13 protein-coding genes, 2 pseudogenes and 1 CRISPR repeat array are annotated in these 22,920 nt (G+C 50.7%); of the genes and pseudogenes, 11 read left to right on the forward strand and 4 right to left on the reverse strand.

Annotated features, from left to right (window positions below; genetic code table 11):
- Window positions 1-37: 37 nt before the first annotated feature.
- Window positions 38-367: a hypothetical protein gene (locus AC1BI1_RS13900; protein ID WP_476717907.1), complete on the reverse strand. Its 330-nt coding sequence runs from the start codon at window positions 365-367 to the stop codon at window positions 38-40.
- A 365-nt stretch (window positions 368-732) separates the two neighbouring features.
- Between AC1BI1_RS13900 and cmr4 the strand changes: the two genes are divergently transcribed.
- The 11 genes from cmr4 to cas2 all read left to right on the forward strand — a co-directional run bounded on the left by cmr4 (window position 733) and on the right by cas2 (window position 11,151).
- Window positions 733-1,578, forward strand: coding sequence for a type III-B CRISPR module RAMP protein Cmr4 (gene cmr4, locus AC1BI1_RS13905; RefSeq protein WP_476717908.1), 846 nt, complete (start codon window positions 733-735; stop codon window positions 1,576-1,578).
- Window positions 1,579-1,594: 16 nt separating this feature from the next.
- A complete protein-coding gene (cmr5, locus tag AC1BI1_RS13910; RefSeq protein ID WP_476717918.1) occupies window positions 1,595-1,969 on the forward strand; it encodes a type III-B CRISPR module-associated protein Cmr5 in 375 nt (124 codons plus the stop codon).
- A complete protein-coding gene (gene cmr6 / locus AC1BI1_RS13915; protein ID WP_476717909.1) occupies window positions 1,966-2,937 on the forward strand; it encodes a type III-B CRISPR module RAMP protein Cmr6 in 972 nt (323 codons plus the stop codon). Before cmr5 ends, cmr6 begins: the two co-directional genes overlap by 4 nt.
- Before the next feature lie 41 nt (window positions 2,938-2,978).
- On the forward strand, window positions 2,979-3,734 hold the full coding sequence (gene cas6 / locus AC1BI1_RS13920; protein ID WP_476717910.1) for a CRISPR-associated endoribonuclease Cas6: 756 nt from the start codon (window positions 2,979-2,981) through the stop codon (window positions 3,732-3,734).
- An 85-nt stretch (window positions 3,735-3,819) separates the two neighbouring features.
- Window positions 3,820-5,361, forward strand: coding sequence for a hypothetical protein (locus AC1BI1_RS13925; protein WP_476717911.1), 1,542 nt, complete (start codon window positions 3,820-3,822; stop codon window positions 5,359-5,361).
- Window positions 5,339-6,313 (forward strand): type I-B CRISPR-associated protein Cas7/Cst2/DevR, encoded by a 975-nt coding sequence (gene cas7i / locus AC1BI1_RS13930; protein WP_476717912.1) that lies wholly within the window; start codon window positions 5,339-5,341, stop codon window positions 6,311-6,313. The genes AC1BI1_RS13925 and cas7i overlap by 23 nt, the downstream gene beginning before the upstream one ends.
- On the forward strand, window positions 6,310-7,059 hold the full coding sequence (cas5, locus tag AC1BI1_RS13935) for a CRISPR-associated protein Cas5 (RefSeq protein WP_476717913.1): 750 nt from the start codon (window positions 6,310-6,312) through the stop codon (window positions 7,057-7,059). The genes cas7i and cas5 overlap by 4 nt, the downstream gene beginning before the upstream one ends.
- Window positions 7,014-9,212: a CRISPR-associated helicase Cas3' gene (cas3, locus tag AC1BI1_RS13940; protein WP_476717914.1), complete on the forward strand. Its 2,199-nt coding sequence runs from the start codon at window positions 7,014-7,016 to the stop codon at window positions 9,210-9,212. Before cas5 ends, cas3 begins: the two co-directional genes overlap by 46 nt.
- A gap of 53 nt (window positions 9,213-9,265) precedes the next feature.
- On the forward strand, window positions 9,266-9,802 hold the full coding sequence (gene cas4 / locus AC1BI1_RS13945) for a CRISPR-associated protein Cas4 (RefSeq protein ID WP_476717915.1): 537 nt from the start codon (window positions 9,266-9,268) through the stop codon (window positions 9,800-9,802).
- Window positions 9,803-9,819: 17 nt separating this feature from the next.
- Entirely contained in the window at window positions 9,820-10,815 is a 996-nt protein-coding gene (gene cas1b / locus AC1BI1_RS13950) for a type I-B CRISPR-associated endonuclease Cas1b (protein WP_476717916.1), read from the forward strand.
- A 72-nt stretch (window positions 10,816-10,887) separates the two neighbouring features.
- Window positions 10,888-11,151 (forward strand): CRISPR-associated endonuclease Cas2, encoded by a 264-nt coding sequence (gene cas2, locus AC1BI1_RS13955; RefSeq protein ID WP_476717919.1) that lies wholly within the window; start codon window positions 10,888-10,890, stop codon window positions 11,149-11,151.
- A 436-nt stretch (window positions 11,152-11,587) separates the two neighbouring features.
- Here the strand turns inward: cas2 and AC1BI1_RS13960 are convergent, their stop codons facing one another.
- The 3 genes and pseudogenes from AC1BI1_RS13960 to AC1BI1_RS13970 form a co-directional block, all read right to left on the reverse strand.
- Entirely contained in the window at window positions 11,588-11,869 is a 282-nt protein-coding gene (locus AC1BI1_RS13960; protein WP_476717917.1) for a hypothetical protein, read from the reverse strand.
- Window positions 11,870-12,456: 587 nt separating this feature from the next.
- Window positions 12,457-13,585 (reverse strand): annotated as a pseudogene (locus tag AC1BI1_RS13965) (IS110 family RNA-guided transposase).
- 424 nt (window positions 13,586-14,009) lie between these two features.
- Window positions 14,010-22,428: direct repeats of the CRISPR family, unit length 30 nt; unit sequence GTTTGCAGCCTACCTATGAGGAATTGAAAC.
- A 112-nt stretch (window positions 22,429-22,540) separates the two neighbouring features.
- Window positions 22,541-22,846 (reverse strand): annotated as a pseudogene (locus tag AC1BI1_RS13970) (ATP-binding protein); the annotation flags it as partial.
- Window positions 22,847-22,920: the final 74 nt, after the last annotated feature.

Below are 22,920 nucleotides of genomic sequence, written 5' to 3' on the forward strand. Positions count from 1 at the left end.
ACATCACCTATTATTTATCTCGTGTTTTCGACTGCAATTAGCCTTGATTTAAGGGGTTTATCACATCACTTTTAATAGTTTTGGGATTAAACAAGAAGACCTGGGGGTTAAAAGGTTTAAGTTCTGGGGCACCGCTCAAGTAGAGGGCCAGATGCCAGGCATAAAAGCTTGTAGCCTCCATACCGAAGAGGACGGAGTTAAGGCTATTTTTAGAGAGAGCCCGGCAAGTTTCTCGGACGAGGGCCACAGCGCCGTCTGCGTCATTGGGGAAGGCCAAGCGGCCATGGCAATCATTGCCGAAAGCATCGATAAACCTAGCCTTATTTTCCCGGAGGCTAACGTCAATACCGACGAACAGGACCGACACGGGATTATCACCTCCTTTCTCTCGGTGTGGGGTTAAATGAAAGGGTTTTGGGGTCCCAGCAGCCCTGACTTCATCCAGCGGCCTTGCGCCATTAGCACTGTCCCAGCCTTAAGGGATGCACGAGCCGGCTGCTGCTACCGGCCTTAAGGATTGGGTGCGCATTGTGGGGGTTAGCGGTTTCCGTCAGGAGTGGGGACGCAGTCTTAGTCGAGCACCCATGTGCAAGGAGGAATAGCGCCGCCCCAAAACCATCCTCACAGATGGTTTCTACTGGGAGCCCCAAAAACCTTCTTTCACTATTAACTTTTCAAAAATCAGAGGCTTAAGGACCTCGGCAATTACTATCATACAAGGAGGTTATGACGGTGAAGGCACGCTTGCTCTTCGTGCACGCGCTTTCTCCCCTGCACGCAGGGACGGGTCAGGGCGTTGGGGTGATCGATCTCCCGGTGGCCCGCGAAAAGGCTACGGGCCTGCCTTACCTTCCTGGCTCTTCCCTTAAAGGGGTACTGCGCGATGCCTGTAAGGACAATGAAATGCGGAAAAAGGTTTTCGGTCCCGACACCGATAACGCCCACGAGCATGCCGGCTCGGTCCAGATCTCGGACCAGCGGCTGCTCTTGTTGCCCGTGCGTAGCCTTAAGGGAACGTTTGCGTGGGTTACCTCACCTTACATTTTGCGCCGCTTCCTTCGAGATGCAGAAAACGTAGGGATTTCTGGCATACCTTCGGGTGTCCCTGTACCCACCCTGGAAACTTCCTGCCTTGTACCCAATGACGGCTCTGCGATTGTGCTGAACAACCAGGTCATCCTGGAGGATCTGGACCTGACCGCCGAAACCAATAGCGATGCGCGCGAGTGGGCAGAGTGGATTGGCAGACAGGTCTTTCCGGACGACCCAATCTGGCAGCCGATGCTGACTGCACGTTTTTGCGTTGTGCACGATGACGTGCTGAGTTTTCTGCTCAATACTGCTACGGAAGTCATCGCTCGCGTCAAGTTGCTCGAAGATGCTAAGACAGTAAAGAAAGGTGGGCTCTGGTACGAAGAGGCCCTGCCGACAGAGACGCTTCTTTCGGGGCTGGTAGTCGCGACCCCGGTTAAGGCAAAACCAGATGAGGTGCTTAAAACTCTTACTGAGTTAATGGAAAAGCCGCTGCAGTTAGGTGGCAAGGCGAGGTCGGTCGCGGCCTGTGCCGTCTGCGGATGAGAGGGGGGAATTGACCGTGCGGACACGCAACCAGGAGTATGCCGCGCAGATTTTTGAGCAGGTGACGCAGGTAGGCGAAGACGAGCGCAAAAAGTACGGCTCCCTGGCCCACAGGCTGCCGGTGCTGATCCGCACGGCGGGATTGGCGCAGGCGCTGGCGTTTGTTGATGCCCGGGGCGGTGCCGTCGGGGAGAGGTTGCTTGAAGATATTGCCGCCGTCGTAAAACTTGTAAAAAAGGAAAAGTTGCTTGAGTGCAGCCGCAAGGCAGAACTTCCTGAGTACACGCACCTAACGCGCGACGTTCTGACAGCACTGGCCTGGTACAAGCGATTCGCGCAGTCGGTACTGGGGGTGGAGGCAGGCGTGGACGAGGAGGAGAGGGGCGAATGAGCACGAGGCGGGCTTGCCTTGCCAGCGCGCGAAAAACGCCGACGACAAACGCCGGGCTCTGGCTGGACAAATTCATTCGCAATCAGGCTGAAGAGGATAAGGATAGCCGCCGTGTTCTAGTGCGAGAGGTATCTGATATACCGGTGCCGGAGGAGTATTCGCACTGGTTCGAGTGCTGGCAGCGGGCGTTGCGAGATTATGGCGCAGAGTGCCGAGTGGCAAAGGTTTTAGGACGCATGATCGTGGGCTTGGGCGAAGAGAGCGTCCTCGAAACTTCGATTGCTTTGCACCATACCTATGGCGTACCCTATATCCCCGGTAGTGCCCTCAAAGGGCTGGCTGCCAGCTTTGCCCGTCAGCATCTGGGGGATGAATGGCAGGCGGGCACCCAGGCCTATAGGACAGTCTTTGGGGATCCCGATACCGCAGGCTATGTCGTTTTTTTCGACGCGCTGCCGCTGCCGGGCTCCAGGCTTTTATACCCCGATGTGATTACTGCCCATCACGAAGGGTACTACCAGAAAGGGAACGTGCGTCCTGCGGATTGGGACAATCCGAACCCTGTCCCATTTATCTCGGCTACAGGCAAATATCTGGTGGCGTTAGCAGGGCCAGATGCCTGGGTAAAAGCGGCGTTTGAGATTTTACAACACGCGCTTCTTAACCTCGGCGTAGGAGCGAAAACCTCCAGCGGCTATGGGCGACTAAGGTTGGAGCCAGCCCCTTCCATTATCGCCGTAGATCGCAAAAAAGCTGATCAGTTAATTGACCAGATTCGGGCGTTAAAAACTTCGGAAGTTGCAGGACGCATTCAGGCCTTTTACGAGCAGTGGCGGAAGCTTGAGATTGGCCCGGAGCATAAACGCCGTATAGCAGAGGCCATTGTAGCCAAAGTAAGGGAGGCCGGCCGTGAGAAGCGGTCTCGGGACAAAGACTGGTACAGGGAGTTGCTGGAAAGCCTTCGCTGACAGACCTCGGGGTATATACAAGCGGGAGGGGGAAATTACCAATGCAACTCACCATCTTTTTCTCCGCTCCGGGGCTGGTGGCCATACCCGTCCAGTATGGGCACCTGCTCCAGGGGCTGATCTACCGCCAGATGGATAATCCGGTGCTCAGAAGCTACCTGCACGAACACGGCTTTGCCCTGGAGAAGCGCCGCTTTAAGCTTTTCACCTTTTCTCGCTTGATGGGACAGACGGTGACCTACGACCAGGCGGCTGGACGGCTGGTGCTTACCCCGCCTTTGCGCCTTGTCATCTGCTCACCTGTACCCTCTATCCTGCAGGAGCTGGGAACCGGCTTTTTGCGCCAGGGCAGGGTGCGCCTGGGGGATGTTTTTCTGGAAGTGAAGGAGATGGCCACTACGGCACCCCGGGCTACAGGGCAGGCCATCCGGGTGCGGATGCTCTCCCCTGTGGTGGTTTACAGCACTTTTCCTGGCGACGGGCGGAAATATACCTATTATTATTCACCCTTTGAGCCGCGCTTCACCGAGCTGGTGGCCAGGAACCTGGCCAAAAAACACCTTCTGGTCCATGGCCGCCAGGCTTCAACGGATGGATTTGCCATCCGGCCGGTGCGGGTGGGGGACCGGGACCTGAAGGTTACATACTACAAGGATATTGTCATCAAAGGCTGGATGGGGGAGTACGAACTTTCCGGCGACCCGGAGCTTTTGCAGCTAGCCTTGGATGCAGGTCTGGGGTCGAAAAATTCCCAGGGTTATGGCTGCTGCAACTTGGTGGAAGGCTTCTCAAAGTAGTGGTTTTAGCTTCATACTTCGACAGGAGCCCCGTTATACGCTAAAGTTAGGAGAAAGCGCAACGCTAGAGGAAGGAGGTGGCCAGATGGCTCAAAAGAGGGCTCCCTCAGGGCAACTCAAAAAACCCAAAAAGCAAGTCAATATTCAAGTGCAGCTAGACTTCCAGCATTCTACTGGCAACTTTTGGATAGACAACGGTTTGGTGTATCTGGTCAACGAGTTAGGGCAGGGAGCCTACCCGGTTGACGACATCCTGGCAGTGGTGCAGGAACGTCTCCTGCAAAAAACGGGCAACGTGGGCCAGTATTTCGATGAAGCTGCCGGAGAATTAAAGAATTACGACAAAGTAACCTGGGTTTATCCAACTGGTTTTTTTATCAAGGTTGTGGATGCTCCGCCAAAAAAGAAGGTCAATGGTAAAGAGTATCCCCTGTCTCCTCCTCATCCCAAACTGGAGTTCCAGTTCAGCAAAACAAAAAAACAATGTGACATCTGCGGGGCCCAGGCTCCAGCTACCGACGCCAAAATGTGGATGTTCCCCTTTATTGTCGCCCCTGACAAATTCGGCACCTTTTATTCCCGGGGTAAGAGGGGGATCAATCTCTGCCCCCGGTGTGCCGTGGCGGGAACAGCAGGCTATCTGACCTGGCTTTGGGTAGCCCAGGGAAGGACGGCTTTGCACTTCTTCCTTTTTCACAGCGATTTGGCCGAAATATCCCGGCTGCAAAAGGAGGTGATCCAGCCTTTAGTCCTATCAGGAAGCAGGGGTGGCAACATAAATCTGCCCTTTTACGGTCCCTATCTGCACGAGACAACTATGGCCCTGCTGTTAAAACTCTTTGCTCATGTTCAGAGTTCGAATCAGATACCAGAAGAAGGGAGAATGCTTCTAGCTTACCTCCTGGGGGCAGGCGAAGCACTGCCTCCTGCGCCGCTTACGCTGTACGCTATCACCGGTAATCCGGGACAAGCCTTTAACATGCAGCTTTTCCGCGAATTTTCCCGCCTACACGCCCTCTACCGCCTTTACCAGGACTGGCTGGAGGTGGTGCCGACGGAGAACCCTCAACAAACTTTAATCAACGTTTTTCGCCAGTTTCAGGTGAGGGAGGGCAACCAGTACAACACTTTATGGCGGGAAAAGATTTCCTGGGCTGTGCTGGAATTCGACGATCCCCTGCCTTCCGTAGAGGCTTTTCTCTTCGAGGCGCGGGCTAAGGAGAAAAATCCTCCACCGCTATTTCGGGGTACGGAAGCCGTGTTAAGCCATTATGCCAAGGAGGTATTGCATGTGGACGAAAACCTGCTGAAAGTTTTAAGGGGCTTTGGCTATACTTTGGGGACCGAGGCCCAAAAATCTAACGAGATGGGGCTCCTCTATGCCCTGCGCAATGCCAAGAACCTGGAGGAATTCTTACGGGTCTTGAATGATATCCAGTTTCGCCTGGAGATTACAGTCCCCGAAAGGCTTGTAGAAATCGGCCAGGGGGAGCGCATAGCGGGCAGCCCCTGGTTGCGGGTAAAAACCCTGCTTTCCATCTACGCCATGAACAGCTATCTGAGAGCCGCCAGGGGCTCCAGGACTGAAGAAGGAGGAAATGCCTATGAACAACCTGCAGCAGAGTAAAGCCATTGCTTTAGGGTATCTCATGAAAGTATCGGCAGGGAACATCAACGCTTCCCATACAGAAGGCAATGTCATGGTGGCGAAAAAAGTCACCTTGCCCGATGGCAGTTCTGTTCCCTATTTTTCCGGGCAAGCCAAGCGACGCATGTTGCGAGATCGCCTGGAGGATCTGGGCTTCACCTTGTCCGAAGCCTCGGCTTTGGTTAGCGGTCAGGAGGTTACGCCGCCCGTACGGCCGTGGGAATTTGTGGACGAAGACCTTTTCGGTTATCTTGACCCTTCAGGCAACCGCCGCCGGACCTCCCCGGTTCGGGTATCGGCAGCCGTGGGATTATTCCCCTTCCAGGGCGACCGGGATCTGGGTACCCGTTCCTTCGAACGTTTTGGCCAAGATATGGCAACAGGGGGCAACATGTTCGAGACCGAGCTTTATTCCAATCTGTTTAAGGGTAATATGCTGGTGGAATTAGACCGGGCAGGTATTTTCAGCGACCAGGAGGTAGGCAAGAATAACAAGGAAATACCAGAGGCGCTGGAAAAAATAGAAAGGAATGGTCGCCTGTTTTACGTCCTGTCAAAGGAAGAACGTCAGCGCCGCCTTCAGGCCCTGCTCGACGCTCTGGGCCTCCTCTGGGGAGGGGGGCGTACGGCCCGGATGCTGAGCGATCTTTCACCCCGGTTTTTCGTTTATGCCCGCCTAAAAGTGAAGCATCCGGTCTTCCTGGAAGCTCTACAAGCCCGCTATTTAGAGGGTAAGTATGAGCTTGTTCTAAATCCTTTACGGACAGCCCTGGACAAATTCAAGGATTTCCGGCAGGCAGTTATTTTCGGTTTAGAAGCTGGATTTTTTGGCAATGAGGAAGAGATCCGTGCAGAGCTTCAGAACTACGGTCCTGTTCTCAGTGTCCACGAGGCCATAGCCCAATCCAAGGAGGATATTAAAAAGCTATGAATGTCCTTTGGGTAAAGGTGACGGCGCCTTTGGCCTCTTTTCGCCGGCCTTTGGACCACAACTACCAGCGCACCTTGCCTTTGCCGCCCCCTACGACCCTTTTGGGATTGGTAGGGGCCGCCCTGGGTCTGGCGGAAGAGGAACTTTGGCAGGAGGCCTCCCCCCTGCGGGATCTCCTGGTTGCGGCCTTAGTCCTTCAAAAGCCAGGGCTTGCCCGGGACATGTGGACGGTGATGAAGATAAAGAATAATAAGCTGGCGGAACGCTCCCCGTATTTTCGGGAGATCCTGTTCAATGCCCGCTTTATGATCCTCTATGGGGGGCCTGAGGAACTTCTGGTAGAATTACAGCAGGCCTTCCTGGACCCCGCTTACCCTTTGTCTTTAGGACGGGAAGATGAGCTGATTGTGGTCGAAGAGCTAGGTAGGGGGGAGACCTGCCCTGGAGCCCCCCTTTTTTCAGGAACCGTTATTCCTGGCGACCTTCAGAAGCTCCGGTTTAAATGGATTCCCCGGCCGGGAATTGCCTTTGAACCGCCGGCGGTTGAAACCATGCCCCTGGCCTTTGAAGTTGATAAAAGGGGGATTCGCCACCCCCTGAACCCCAAGCCCTTTACTTTCCTCCCCTATGATTTGGAGGTGGAACTGGAGGGATACCGGGACGCCCTGACCATAGAACCTCTGGAAGGGAGGAGCTTTACGTGGATGAATTGGTCCTCCTGGGGAAGCCGGACGTCCCTCTTTTAGCCCACCTAAAAGAGGTGACCGAACAGGGGAAAATACTGGCCCGGCACCTGGGTCTTCCGCCAGCGTTGGAGAAGCGGGCTCTGCTGGCCTGCGCTTTCCATGATGTGGGCAAGGCCACCAAAAGCTTTCAGGATTATATGCGCAAGAAAAGGGGCAAGGGTTACCCCCACGCCCTTGCCTCCCTTCCCTTTGCTTTAGCCGCCGAGCTTTATACTTTGCAGGCCCCTCCTCTGGCAGCAGCTGCCGTGCTGAGCCATCATTCACCCCTTGGTCCTGAGGTTTACAGAGGCCACAAGGATGGTAAACCGCCAGATTATGTGGGGAACAAGGTGCTGGCCTCCTTTTTGGAAGAAGTAACAACCCTTTTAAAAGAAATTAATAGGTACGATAATTTGCCTAATGTCCAAATACTACTGGATTTTTTAAGCAAAACTGGGGGAAATCCTGCATCCTTACTGGAAGAAGTCCTTTCCTATGGAGGAGAGCAGAAGAGTTTGCGGGGTCTGTTCAAAGACTTATCTAGCAACGATTTTGCTGATGTAAAGACAGTTCTTCAGCTTGCCGACTGGGTTGCCTCTTCTGGCAAAGCCCATGCGGGGGATCTTTTTTTGCACCGGGGGAGAAAGCTTGTGCTTGCCAGCATCAAGGACAAGAACATACAGTTAAGGTCTTTCCAAAAAAAGGCGGGCGAGATGAAAAGGGAAAGGCTCTGGCTGCGGGCCCCCACGGGAACGGGCAAAACCGAAGCCCTGCTCCTTTGGGCTGGGGATACAGAGCGGCTTCTTTATCTTTTGCCTACCCAGGCCACGGCCAATGCTATGTGGAAGCGGCTTAAAAAGATTTACGGCGAAGAAAATGTGGGTTTGGCCCACGGTAGGGCCGGCTACATTTTAAGGAAAGAACTAGAGGAAGATCCTTTGGATGTGCGACTTTGGGCCTCTGTCTTTGCCAAGCCGGTGGTGGTGGGCACCCTGGACCAGTATCTCATGGCCCATCTTCAGGGAAGGCACTGGGAGATACGCCGGTCCCTCGCCAGAAGAGCAACCATAGTTTTGGATGAGATCCACAGCTATGATCCCTACACCCTGGGGCTCCTTCAGGAAGCTTTGGCCCAGGAACCGCCGGCCCGTCTGGCCCTGGCCAGCGCCACCTTACCTGAATTTTTGCTAGAACTATTGGGCCAAGGCCCCCTTTTGGAGGCCGAAGAGCCCCTTTGGCAGCGGAGGCGCCACGAGCTTCGCCTTTGTGTCGAACCCGTAGCTAGCGCGCTGGAAGAAGTTTTGTCTTTTGCCAAACAAGGGAAAACCATCCTCGTCATAGCCAATACCGTCAGGCGGGCTCAGGAGATTTATCAGGCCCTCCAGGAACATGGTGGTTACCAGGTACACCTCCTTCATTCTCGCTTTGCGTTCCGGGATCGCTGGAAAAAGGAGGAGCAGCTGGGAAAAACAATACCAGGGACAATCCTGGTGGCCACCCAGATTGTGGAGGTCAGCTTGGACATCTCCTATGATATTCTTTTCACGGAGGTGGCCCCCATAGATGCCCTGGTGCAGCGATTGGGGAGGGTTAACCGCAGGGGAATCACTCCGGAAGGAAGGACTGCGCCTCCGGCCCCTGCCTTCATTTTTCTCGAATGGGATAAGGGTTCAGAAAAAATATATGGCCAGGAAATTTTGACCTGGAGCAGAGATATTTTAAACGATATGCCTCAACACCCTACTGACGGAGAGTGGGTGAAGGCGACCAACCGTCTTTACAAAGTGCAGGCATCAAGCCCTTCTTATCAGGAAGACCTGCGGGAAGGGCAGCAAACGCTGCGCGAGGTGCAAAGGATATTAGGCTGCTACACCATAGATTTCTCCGATGAGGAAATGCAAAAGAAGTTTACCACCCGTAAGGGCCAACTTTCAGTAGAGGTTCTCCCGCAAGCCTTTAAGGAGGAGGCGTTTGCTCTGAAGGAGAGGGGCGAACTCTGGCGTCTAGTAGAGCTTTTGGTGCCTGTGCCCGTATATTGGCTATCAGCTTTTTCCCACTGGTTTTCCCCGTTAAGTGATCTAGGAGTTTTTCTCACAGACCTGCCCTATAGCGAGGAAATAGGTTTGATGCCGCCTAGTGAAGGGGAGGCCCCCCTGGGTATGGAGATATACTAGGTCCTTTGTTACCAGGGAAACAATCTTTAGTATTGGGTAGCGGGGTGTGCCATATGGAAGTAGATCTCAAACTCCAGGAAACAGCGTCCCTCCATTTACCGCCGGTTGTAGGCAGCCTGGTTAACGCCTATATTATTTGCCCCAGAAAGGCCTGGCTCATGTCCCGGCAGATATGCCCCGATGAGGACAACACCTACCTCCACCTGGGCCGGCTTATTCAAGACTATAGCTACGGTCGCGAACGCAAGGAGGTGCGCCTGGAACATTTGTACCTGGATCTTATCCGCCGGGAGGGAGAAACCCTGGTGGTGGCGGAGGTGAAAAAATCCTCCCGGGCCCGGGAAGCTGCGCGGATGCAGTTAGCTTTTTATGTTTATGAACTGGAGCAGATGGGAATTGAAGCCAGGGGGGAGCTGCTTTTTCCCGAGGAGCGGCGGCGGGAGCAGTTAGTTTTAGACGAGCAACTAGCTCAGCAGGTGGAAGAAATAAAAAGCTGCATAGTCAATCTGGTTTTGCAGGAGCAAGCTCCGCCGCCAAAAAGGACTTCCTTCTGCAATAAGTGCGCCTATGCTGAATTTTGCTGGGCGTAGAATCAGGGGTGACTGCTTTGCAAAAGACATTATATCTTTTTGCCAGCGGCCGGCTCCAGCGCAAGGATAATACCATCTGCGTAGAAAGCGAAGAGGGCAGGAAGTATTTTCCTGTAGAAAGCCTACGGGATATTTTCGTTTTTGGCGAAGTAGATTTAAATAAAAAGCTTCTAGAATTTTTGGAAGAGCAGGAGGTGATCGTCCACTTTTTTGGCTACTATGGTAATTATGTGGGCACTTTTTATCCCCGGGAACATTATAATTCCGGCTATGTAATCCTACGCCAGGCGGAGCATTATCTTGATCCGGAACGTCGCCTTGACCTGGCCAGGAGGTTTGTGAAAGGGGCCATGGCTAACATCCTTCAGGTCCTGCGCTATTACCAGAACCGGGGAAAGGAGCTCGAGGCGTTTATCGAGGCTATCACTTGTCTGGCAGAAGAGAACTTACCCCGCTGCACCAACATAGAGGAGCTCATGGCCATCGAGGGGAACGCCCGCCGGTACTATTATGAAAGTTTTAACACCATATTGGCAGGCACACCCTTTATCCTCAAGGAGCGCAGCAAGCGGCCCCCAGCCGACCCCCTGAATGCCTTGATAAGCTTTGGCAATTCCCTGGTTTATACCAAAATTTTAACGGAAATTTATAAGACCCACCTTGATCCGCGGATCGGCTACTTGCATACTACCAATTTCCGGCGCTTCACTTTAAATCTTGACCTGGCGGAGATTTTTAAGCCTATCTACGCCGACCGGGTGCTTTTTAGCCTGGTAGGGAAGAAAATGATTGGACTTGAGGACTTTGAACGCCGCGGCGGGGCCTACCTTTTGAAAGAGCGGGGGCGACGCCTTTATGTCCAGGAGTTTGAGGACAAACTCCGCACCACTTTTTACCATCGCCGCTTAAAACGCAATGTGAGCTATCAGACACTAATGCGGTTGGAGCTTTACAAGGTAGAAAAGCACCTTATGGGTGAACAGCCCTATGAACCTTTTGTCAGCCGGTGGTAGTCCCCTATGTATATGCTCTTCATTTTGAGCGTGCTTGGGGAGCTAACGACCTGGTGGCGGGGTGATAGCTTTATGTATGTTATCCTTGTTTACGACGTTAACGTGGCTAGGGTGAACAAAGTACTAAAAATTGCCCGCCGTTACCTCACCTGGGTGCAGAATTCAGTGCTGGAAGGAGAGTTGACCGAAGCCACTTTTCGGGCTTTACGAAATGACCTGGCGCGGATCATCGACCCTGATGAAGATTCTATACTTTTTTACGTCCTGGGGAGCCAAAAGTATGCCAAAAGGGAATTGATGGGCATTAGAAAGGGAGGGGAGGAGTGGATTTTTTGAAAAAGAAAGAGTTACTATTGGGCCATTGGTACCGTGGAGAACTATTTCGGAAAACCTAAGTAAAGCTTGGGCCTCGGTCCGGGTGCGCTCCTCCTTGTGGAGAACTATTATTTGGAAAAACCTGTCCCTGTCAGGAAGATTCTTTTTTGATGTTAAAATTAGGTTCGGGAGCAGCGGGCGTAGGGGTACTACTGCAACCGGACGAAGTGAGGTCTGCAAGGGGTTATATTTTGTGGTATTGCTTGGGTTTGATGATGAGGTGGTCTTTTAACTAGAGGCATATTTTAAGACCACCGACCCCGCTTCAGGCCTACCAGAGGAACTTACCGAGTTGGTCAAACCAGCGTCTTCAACTTACCTGCATGCGACACTATGGGACCTATAGCAGCGTACTCGGGCGGTTCAGCCCTTGTCTCCAACCCACCTGTGTATGACGTTATGACTTAAAGAGCAATAGAGCAATGCGAGCGTTGGCTGAACCAGCAGCTCCAGCTCCCCAGAGCTCTTGAAACGTCTCTCCGTCAGTCCGGAAGTAAGCTATCTCTAACTCTTTCAGAGCTCCGACCTTCACTGCTGTCCGGCTCTGGCGGCGTCCCGTTCTCATTTCTAACTTCCCCAGAGCTCTGAGGCGGGGATAGTGCGCCCATACCCAACTAATGCGCTTAGCCAGGCGCAATACCTTGGCAAAGGGCTCCTCGCGGACAGTGTCCATACCCAACTAATCGCATTGCCTCGCAACTCCTGATATGGAAGGGCCTTGTCAAGCCCCTCCGAAAATTTTTTGCGAAACCTGTTTTAGGACAGAAATATCCCTCCACTGCTCAAGGCAGCAATTTAAAGTTGGACGTCTACGGGTTTTAACTTCTTCCGCCCGGCTCTGGCAGCCAATTATGGGCGGGGAGCAAGCCTGTCAAGGGCCGCATAGCGGGCCGCAAGGCTTTACCCTTGACAGGCGCAGCGACCCGCCCTATAATCCCCAAAAGCTGCCGGGCGGACTGTGCTTTATTTTTCTTGTCTTGTTATCACCCCTCGTCCAGGGTGCAGGGGGCAATAGGTGGGTTAGGCTCAATCGACGGTTGCTCAACCTGATATTCGTGGATTGGTTACCACAAGACGTTTATGCGTCGGGAGCTGCCCCGGTCTAAGAACGTGCATAAGGTTAAATTTGCCTGGCACATAGGTGATACCGGGGATTCTCCTTACCGCTGCCGAACTCCACCTACTGGCTCCTACACCCTGATGGTGATAATTGGTATTTAGTATTGCTAACTTACTTAGCAGCTAATCTTAGTCATTGGCTAATGTTTAAGCAGTCTGGGCAAGTTCTCGTTCTTGTTTTACCTGCCAAGCTATCGCCCACATAAAACCTAGCAACTCCCGCGCTACCGCTACTACTGCTACTTGCTTCATTTTGCCCCTTCCTGTTAAACGGCGGAACTTTAAATTAAGCCGGTGTTGTGCCTGCCAGGAGATAGCCTTTACCTTCTCTGATTGTCCTTCTTGTCGTTTCTTGAGCCCATAACCTACGGCCGGTATTCTCTGGTAATGCCAGGCGGCTTCGACTACTGCCCTGCGTATGTGGGCGTTACCTGATTTGGTGATAGCACCTTGACGCCGCTTGCCGCTACTGGAGTATTCACTGGGAACCAGGCCGGCATATGACATGAGTTCCTTGGGTGACTCAAAGCGTGTTAGTTCCCCTACTTCGGCTACCACCGTTGCGGCGGTGATCAGGGCTACTCCTCGTAGGCACTGCAGGGCTTTGATAACTGGCGCCTGGTCACTTTCTTCGGCCAGTACGGCTATCTCTCTTTCCAGACGCTCTGCCATGGCTTCGGCTTCTTCCAAAGCGTGAAGGTATTCTTTGAGCACTATTGCCTGTCCGGGTTGGTTGAACCAAATACTGTTTAGCCACTGGCGATATTTGCTGGTCCAAGCTTTTACTCCTGCCGGCGGCCTTAAGCCTAAGCGTAATAGCAGTTTGCCGATCTGGTTCTTTTTGCGTAGAATATCTTCCTTGGCGTCTTCATAGGCGCGGGACAGGTCGCGCAAGGCTTCCTCTTTTTCATCCGGTACCCACACCGGCGTTAATTCGCTGCTCCGTAGTAAGCGCGCCAACTTCCTGGCATCCCGCCGGTCGGTCTTTACTCGTTCTCCCGGTCTTTGCGGTATTAAGGACGGGGCTACTACCAGGCAGTTAACTCCCATGGCTTTGAGCTGCCGGTAGATCCCATAACCGCAGGGACCAGCTTCGTAACAGAATAATAGTTTTTCTACCGGTTCTCTTAAGCGCCGCACTAATTTCGCTATCGCTTCGGGTTCATTGGGGATGCTACCCGGGTTTTCTGCTTCTTCACGTCCCGCTTTGGCAATGGCTACGGAAGGAAATGCTATCCTTGTGAACATCCAGCCCTACATATGTGCTATAATTCATCTTGCCAGCCTCCTTAGGTTGTAGCTCTGTATTGGTCTCTATTGTACTAATATAACGGTTTGGCAAAGGCCAATCAGCTTCCTACTCAATTAACTGTATTGGTCTCTATTGTTGTACTAATATAATCTACGTATCGCCTTTTTCCTCGGCATCCTTGCCGAGCTTCTTTTCAAATTGTTGTACTAATATAATCTACGTATCGCTACTGTGGGGCTGGCCCTTCCATTATGTCTAAACAGTATTTATCATGTCGTCGACCCCCGGTAGTGCAAAAATCCCCGGAGAACGACGACACATTTTAAGGATTGACGAAAGCTGCAAAAGTGTGATACCGTAAGACCTGAGAAGTACCTCTATCAAGGAGTGATTTCTCAGGTCGTACTTTGCAGATAAACCAAAGGAAGGTGATGCTTGGACTAAACGGGTTTGCAGCCTACCTATGAGGAATTGAAACAGTCTTCACACAGCTTCCGTATTTCCACATAGGTCTGTTTGCAGCCTACCTATGAGGAATTGAAACTTAGTATCGTAGGTGAGAGTTACACTTCTCGTGTCGTTTGCAGCCTACCTATGAGGAATTGAAACCTTTATGAGTTGCATAGGCTGCGGTTAATCCGGCAAGTAGTTTGCAGCCTACCTATGAGGAATTGAAACCCAATAAGGATTATATTGAGAAAGCGTTTCTTGGGGTGTTTGCAGCCTACCTATGAGGAATTGAAACGCTGCATGGTGTGGATGCCTTTCTCGACCGTATGGGTGTTTGCAGCCTACCTATGAGGAATTGAAACGTTAGCACTGCTCATACTCAAAGGACCCTGATGATGTTTGCAGCCTACCTATGAGGAATTGAAACAGATGCTCCACCCGGCCAGCGGCGGCAAATTCGCGGTTTGCAGCCTACCTATGAGGAATTGAAACAGCAGGAAAAACTGTTCTACCTGGCAAGCATAGCGGTTTGCAGCCTACCTATGAGGAATTGAAACTGCCTTTAGTGTCAGGGTCGGCTAGTTTGCCTACCAGGTTTGCAGCCTACCTATGAGGAATTGAAACAGGGGTCTTTTTTTTATGATGTACTATCCGCAGTAGCGTTTGCAGCCTACCTATGAGGAATTGAAACTGGTAAAAGTGTATAGCTTCACCGTTCCCGGCCGTCCGTTTGCAGCCTACCTATGAGGAATTGAAACGTGCCGGTGACTGCCGCCATCCGCACCCCTTCCCGGTTTGCAGCCTACCTATGAGGAATTGAAACTAATTAGGTGTCGTCTGCAAGTAAATCCACCTCCTAGTTTGCAGCCTACCTATGAGGAATTGAAACTGCCCATCCCCCGGAGCTTAGATATAATCCTGCTCCGTTTGCAGCCTACCTATGAGGAATTGAAACTCTGAATACCAGGGATAGCCAGGTAGTTCCACTTCGTTTGCAGCCTACCTATGAGGAATTGAAACCATCTAGAAACGCTGCCCGGGCATAACCCACCTGCTGTTTGCAGCCTACCTATGAGGAATTGAAACTATGCGAGGCGGGATGGGGACCCCTTACGAAGTCACTTGTTTGCAGCCTACCTATGAGGAATTGAAACGGCTTTAATCGCATTCCACGCACCAATAATTCTCGCGTTTGCAGCCTACCTATGAGGAATTGAAACAGGAGAATATGCTGTTGGACCGGCGTCAGCGAAAGGAGTTTGCAGCCTACCTATGAGGAATTGAAACTAATTCATCATCCCCCTGCCAATCGCCGGCCGGTGGGGTTTGCAGCCTACCTATGAGGAATTGAAACCGGCTTCCCCGGAAGATGAGGCCCAGGCGGTCAAGAGTTTGCAGCCTACCTATGAGGAATTGAAACGATGGAAGCAAAGTTTGGGGCCCTGGGAGATGCCAGTTTGCAGCCTACCTATGAGGAATTGAAACAGGCTATTTATGAGATAAGCTCGGCCGGTGTCACCGCGTTTGCAGCCTACCTATGAGGAATTGAAACGCTTCCGGCCCAAGATGTAAGCCGTCCCTACCAGGTGTTTGCAGCCTACCTATGAGGAATTGAAACCGCACTACCGCCCAGCTCTCGGCCAGGCGAATAGCATTGTTTGCAGCCTACCTATGAGGAATTGAAACCCTGCCTGGCTGCGCTCCATAGTTCGGCGCCGATGTGTTTGCAGCCTACCTATGAGGAATTGAAACCTTTTCAACTGCTCCAGAGTGTACTGCCCGCTCCGGGTTTGCAGCCTACCTATGAGGAATTGAAACGTTGCCGGTACTTATTCTCTTCCTGCCCGATGCTGACGTTTGCAGCCTACCTATGAGGAATTGAAACCGATATTGACCAGAGACTGACCATCAGAGCCCTTTGTGTTTGCAGCCTACCTATGAGGAATTGAAACTCGATCATGGCCTTCGCTTGAGCGTTAAGCCCCGCGGTTTGCAGCCTACCTATGAGGAATTGAAACTGTGGTCTGCCAGCCACTGACGTGCTTGCTCGTCTAGTTTGCAGCCTACCTATGAGGAATTGAAACTGCCATTCTGCGCCCCTACGCTGAGGCCCTCCACGGGGTTTGCAGCCTACCTATGAGGAATTGAAACGGTGATCTACCACGTCGAGGCTATCGTCAAAATAAGTTTGCAGCCTACCTATGAGGAATTGAAACCAATCTGGATTCTCGCAGAACATATAAATATCTCTCAGTTTGCAGCCTACCTATGAGGAATTGAAACGAAAGACCACGCCCTTGTAGTCGGTGCTTCCATTGGGTTTGCAGCCTACCTATGAGGAATTGAAACCAGAAGGCGCTCCATCTGCTCGACGGTTCGGCCCTCCGTTTGCAGCCTACCTATGAGGAATTGAAACGGTGCCAAACGAACCCGTCTTTAGTCTCTTTGACAAGTTTGCAGCCTACCTATGAGGAATTGAAACAGCGATGCACAGGGCTGTTACCGTATCATCGTAATGTTTGCAGCCTACCTATGAGGAATTGAAACGCTGGACCTGGATTTCATAGTCTGCTGTGGAAAGAGTTTGCAGCCTACCTATGAGGAATTGAAACATTTATGCAGGCCTGAAGTCTAATCTTTCCACAGCAGGTTTGCAGCCTACCTATGAGGAATTGAAACTCCGGACTGGCGGCGGCAGGAATGACCATGACCTTGTTTGCAGCCTACCTATGAGGAATTGAAACTGGAACATGCAGGAGCTATACAGTATGAAGGAAAGCGAAGAAGTTTGCAGCCTACCTATGAGGAATTGAAACGACCTTGTGGGGGTGTAAAAAGTGGCTTTCGAAATAGTTTGCAGCCTACCTATGAGGAATTGAAACGCTTGCCGAAACACCCTGCCGGGTGCCTACCACTTCGGTTTGCAGCCTACCTATGAGGAATTGAAACGGTTTTTGTTTACGTCCAGGTTTAGCTCGCTAGCTTTGTTTGCAGCCTACCTATGAGGAATTGAAACGGCCTGGGTTCAGAGTAAGTTTGCGGTAGGGAGTAACAGTTTGCAGCCTACCTATGAGGAATTGAAACTGTGGCGCACCGCTCGGCGTCATGAAGTGGTAACTGGGGTTTGCAGCCTACCTATGAGGAATTGAAACTCAAGGAGCTTGCGGACCCTTTGGGTAACTTACATGGTTTGCAGCCTACCTATGAGGAATTGAAACCTTCTCTTTTTCACCTGGAGGAGTAATGCTAGGAGTTTGCAGCCTACCTATGAGGAATTGAAACCTTTCAGCCGGGTCAGCGAGAGTTGGTGAGGGTAAGGGTTTGCAGCCTACCTATGAGGAATTGAAACTGCCTTGGCTCGCTTCTTTTTCGCTTCTTCATCTACGTTTGCAGCCTACCTATGAGGAATTGAAACATGATCACTCCTACCGAAACCCCAACCCCTATCACCGGTTTGCAGCCTACCTATGAGGAATTGAAACTGGCCACCGCAGGTATATGCCGGTACTTGATCCGGGTTTGCAGCCTACCTATGAGGAATTGAAACCTGTACTTCTCGATATTGCGTTTGCTGTGCTAGGGTTAGAGTTTGCAGCCTACCTATGAGGAATTGAAACCTTTTGCATTAGGGGGAGAGGTATTTTGCGGGGTAGTTTGCAGCCTACCTATGAGGAATTGAAACTTCAGTCTCCCGTGGGATTTAAAGAGGGCTGTGGAGGTTTGCAGCCTACCTATGAGGAATTGAAACTCTTTTGCATTAGGGGGAGAGGTATTTTGCGGGGTATGTTTGCAGCCTACCTATGAGGAATTGAAACTCTTTCTGAACTACCTCCATGACGGTCCCCCTTACCGGTTTGCAGCCTACCTATGAGGAATTGAAACTGAGGGTTTAGAAGGGCTGGCCCGCTGGTGGTATAGTTTGCAGCCTACCTATGAGGAATTGAAACATTCCTAAGAACTTGTCCATGTGTCACCCCTTCCTTGTTTGCAGCCTACCTATGAGGAATTGAAACGTTTACATGAGCAAGAGGATAGATTTGAGGGCCTTCCGTTTGCAGCCTACCTATGAGGAATTGAAACAACCATAATCTAGGCTGCGGAACCGTCGCCACCAGGTTTGCAGCCTACCTATGAGGAATTGAAACCTTTTCCCCTACATTAGGGGGAAAGCGGGAAGCAGGTTTGCAGCCTACCTATGAGGAATTGAAACCTTGCGGACGACAAAAAAGAACGTGCGTTGTTTGGTGGTTTGCAGCCTACCTATGAGGAATTGAAACCGCTCAGAGAAGATGACGGCGCTTCAGCGGGCGCAAGTTTGCAGCCTACCTATGAGGAATTGAAACGGTATAATTCCGTAATTTTACATGCTTAACAACATATGTTTGCAGCCTACCTATGAGGAATTGAAACGTTCAAATTCCTCCATAAACAACCAGTTCTCTCTTTCCGTTTGCAGCCTACCTATGAGGAATTGAAACGATGTAAACCCTACTGGTTGGACTTGGGCAAAAGTTGTTTGCAGCCTACCTATGAGGAATTGAAACGGTTATTATGTCGGAGGCGACACATTTCTTCGTTTGTTTGCAGCCTACCTATGAGGAATTGAAACGCCTTATATACACGCTCTATACTCTTCCGAGACCACCGTTTGCAGCCTACCTATGAGGAATTGAAACCATAAATGAGGATTACGGCCAGCAGGACCAGCAGGGTTTGCAGCCTACCTATGAGGAATTGAAACGGCCCTGGCTTTTGTAGACTTGCGCCGCTGCAAATAGTTTGCAGCCTACCTATGAGGAATTGAAACTCTGGGTAGCCGGACATTAAGCCAGCCTTATATACACGTTTGCAGCCTACCTATGAGGAATTGAAACGGATGAACAAATTTTACTCTACCTCATGCGTCAATACGTTTGCAGCCTACCTATGAGGAATTGAAACGCCAGCAGACGTACTGAATGGGAAGACGTTTACAAATGTTTGCAGCCTACCTATGAGGAATTGAAACCTGAGTTTACCGGACAGAAGCGGATAAGCCGCTTCGTAGTTTGCAGCCTACCTATGAGGAATTGAAACGCTGGAAAGTTCCATCCGGGTAGCCGGACATTAAGGTTTGCAGCCTACCTATGAGGAATTGAAACCTTTAAATCCCACGGTAGACTAAACGGAAACTTGTCCGGTTTGCAGCCTACCTATGAGGAATTGAAACAGCAGACAGCACAGGAGCCGGGGCGGGATGGATTTAAGTTTGCAGCCTACCTATGAGGAATTGAAACGTAAGTCAGTACCACTTCCGAAAGTAACCGTAACAGTTTGCAGCCTACCTATGAGGAATTGAAACTTTCTCCTTTTCATTTGGAGGAGTTATGCTAGGCGGTTTGCAGCCTACCTATGAGGAATTGAAACCGTGTTAAACCAATCCATTATTACGCCCATTTAATGTTTGCAGCCTACCTATGAGGAATTGAAACTCTAGTAGCCCGTGATATGGCTAACAATGGGTTGGCCCCGTTTGCAGCCTACCTATGAGGAATTGAAACGACGAAAAGATTGCTTACACAGTTGCCTCGCCAGACCTGTTTGCAGCCTACCTATGAGGAATTGAAACTCAGCGTCGTTGGCCTGGATGTTGGTACGCAGTTTCGTGTTTGCAGCCTACCTATGAGGAATTGAAACAGGACCTCAAGCGTTTCGGCATAGATGTAAAGTCTGTTTGCAGCCTACCTATGAGGAATTGAAACTATATAGGTGCTGATGTGCTAAGTAATCCAGCGTGGTTTGCAGCCTACCTATGAGGAATTGAAACCGGCCTACCCGGTAGCAGGGGGGCGCCGCGGAAGGCGTTTGCAGCCTACCTATGAGGAATTGAAACTGTATGAGCGTGCTTGTCCATAACGTTGCCAACTCGTTTGCAGCCTACCTATGAGGAATTGAAACCCCCCCAACAGCTGACGAGTACCCCACAGGAGACCCGTTTGCAGCCTACCTATGAGGAATTGAAACCCAGCAAGCAATGTATATGCACATGCCACAGTCCGTGTTTGCAGCCTACCTATGAGGAATTGAAACATCAATGCTTCTCTAAGTTCCTTTTTCTCCGAACTGGTTTGCAGCCTACCTATGAGGAATTGAAACAGTCCTGCCTCTACTAGCACGCGCAGGCTCGGGGCTGTTTGCAGCCTACCTATGAGGAATTGAAACGCTCAAAACGGTAGGCGAGTTGCCTTGCCATTTATTAGTTTGCAGCCTACCTATGAGGAATTGAAACGGGGGCTGGAAGGTGCTGCATATATACGATAACAGCAGTTTGCAGCCTACCTATGAGGAATTGAAACAGTCCTGCCTCTACTAGCACGCGCAGGCTCGGGGCTAGTTTGCAGCCTACCTATGAGGAATTGAAACTCAGTTCCGGAATAGGTATAATATGGTCTCCTTGCATCGTTTGCAGCCTACCTATGAGGAATTGAAACAGATGATATATTAGCATCAAGTCTATCAAGCAGAGCAGTTTGCAGCCTACCTATGAGGAATTGAAACCGGCTATCTTCTCAGGGGTAGCGGCTCCCCAGGGGTCGCGCGTTTGCAGCCTACCTATGAGGAATTGAAACATTCATCTATTGTAGGCATTATTTATATACCTCCTTAGTTTGCAGCCTACCTATGAGGAATTGAAACCTACTGATAGGACGCAACAAATGCCTATGAAGGAGAGTTTGCAGCCTACCTATGAGGAATTGAAACTTGCTTCCACAAATCAATTAGCCACTGGCCGGGTTGCCGTTTGCAGCCTACCTATGAGGAATTGAAACATTACCGGGGCAGCTTTTCGCTGCCCCGGTCCGAGGCGTTTGCAGCCTACCTATGAGGAATTGAAACTACCAAATTAGCTTCCATGAAGATACCTGTACTTTCGTTTGCAGCCTACCTATGAGGAATTGAAACTCCGGAGACGGTGAACGGCTTGAAGCCGTTGTTGATTGTTTGCAGCCTACCTATGAGGAATTGAAACACTGTATCGGCCACAATGGCTGTATTAAGCACATCCCCGTTTGCAGCCTACCTATGAGGAATTGAAACTGTAAACCACTGGCATATGGTACAAGTTTCTTATACTCGTTTGCAGCCTACCTATGAGGAATTGAAACTTAACTCTAATGCTCCTGTAACCTCTACAAGCTTTTGTTTGCAGCCTACCTATGAGGAATTGAAACAATCTTTTTTATTGGACCTTGCAAAGGAAGCCACATAGTTTGCAGCCTACCTATGAGGAATTGAAACATTTTAGGTATCTCTGGAAAATCACTCCGAATACCTGTTTGCAGCCTACCTATGAGGAATTGAAACGGTTGCGGTTCCTACTAGTCTAGATGGGTTAGTTGGGTTTGCAGCCTACCTATGAGGAATTGAAACGCTGTATAGATACGAGGTTACCAAGCAAACGGGTCGGTTTGCAGCCTACCTATGAGGAATTGAAACAGCCCCTGGCTCCAGTCAGAAGAGGAAGATACCCTGGTTTGCAGCCTACCTATGAGGAATTGAAACTTGTAGTTAAGCTTGAAGCCTCCGGCCAGCCCAAGAGTTTGCAGCCTACCTATGAGGAATTGAAACAAAAGTATTACAGCTTTATAGTAGTAGGCGGGGTAGCCGTTTGCAGCCTACCTATGAGGAATTGAAACCAAGATTGAGGCCGGGGTGCCGCTGGAGCCTGCCGGGTTTGCGGCCTACCTATGAGGAATTGAAACGCTGGCGCTGTTGCCCAGGTAGTTGCGAGTCCGCTTGTTTGCGGCCTACCTATGAGGAATTGAAACACATTAAGGGAAATTATGCGAAAAAAGCGGGAGGAAGGTTTGCAGCCTACCTATGAGGAATTTAAACTATATCTCCAGAAGCTTTCCTGCCTTCTGCGCTACCAGTTTGCAGCCTACCTATGAGGGATTGAAACTAGATACCCGTAACAATCCCTATATCACCATTAAACGTTTGCAGCCTACCTATGAGGGATTGAAACGGAACAATGTCTTTGTATTCAAGTTCAATGTTCCAATGGTTTGCAGCCTACCTATGAGGGATTGAAACATTGTAGAGGCGTCCAAGGAATGCATAATCTCCCTTTGTTTGCAGCCTACCTATGAGGGATTGAAACCCTCTAGAGAGACAAGGCGGGCTTCAATTTGCTCTTCCGTTTGCAGCCTACCTATGAGGGATTGAAACCTGAAGAAAAAGGCCGGGCTTGAAGGTGTATCCCCGCGTTTGCAGCCTACCTATGAGGGATTGAAACGTCCACGGTCGGCCTTCAGGCAAGGCTGTGGACGGTATCGTTTGCAGCCTACCTATGAGGGATTGAAACCTGGTGCTTGGCCCAAGTTACTATTTGCAGGTAAGGACGCGTTTGCAGCCTACCTATGAGGTGTTGTTTGTCAATAGAATTGACCCACTATGTGCAAATAAAATTGACCCACTGGGACCAAGAATAATAGGCTTCACGTCATGCTCAACAGGGAATGGAGGTATAGTGTCGCTGTTTATTATTTAATGGTCATTAGCTGCTTTTAGTTTACCTTTGAGCCGGTAGCTTGTCCCGTTAATATAAAATATGCGGGCGTGATGCACAAGTCGGTCAATTATGGCCGCGGCTACCACCTGGTCGGAAAATATCTCCCCCCATTCGTTGAAGTTATAGTTGCTGGTCAGGATAATACTCCCCTTCTCGTAGCGCATGGAGACCAGGCGGAAGAGAAGGTTGGCCTGTTCTTTACTTACGGGCATATAACCAAGCTCATCTATGATTAAAAGGTTTAGCCGGGAATAGCCCAGCAACTTGTCGAGTAGACTACCTATAATGGACCCAGAAAACTAGACACGAAAAATGGGGGTCCTAAGCGTCAGAATGGGTACTAGGAAACAATATC

The organism is Thermanaeromonas sp. DSM 22490 (assembly GCF_056378755.1).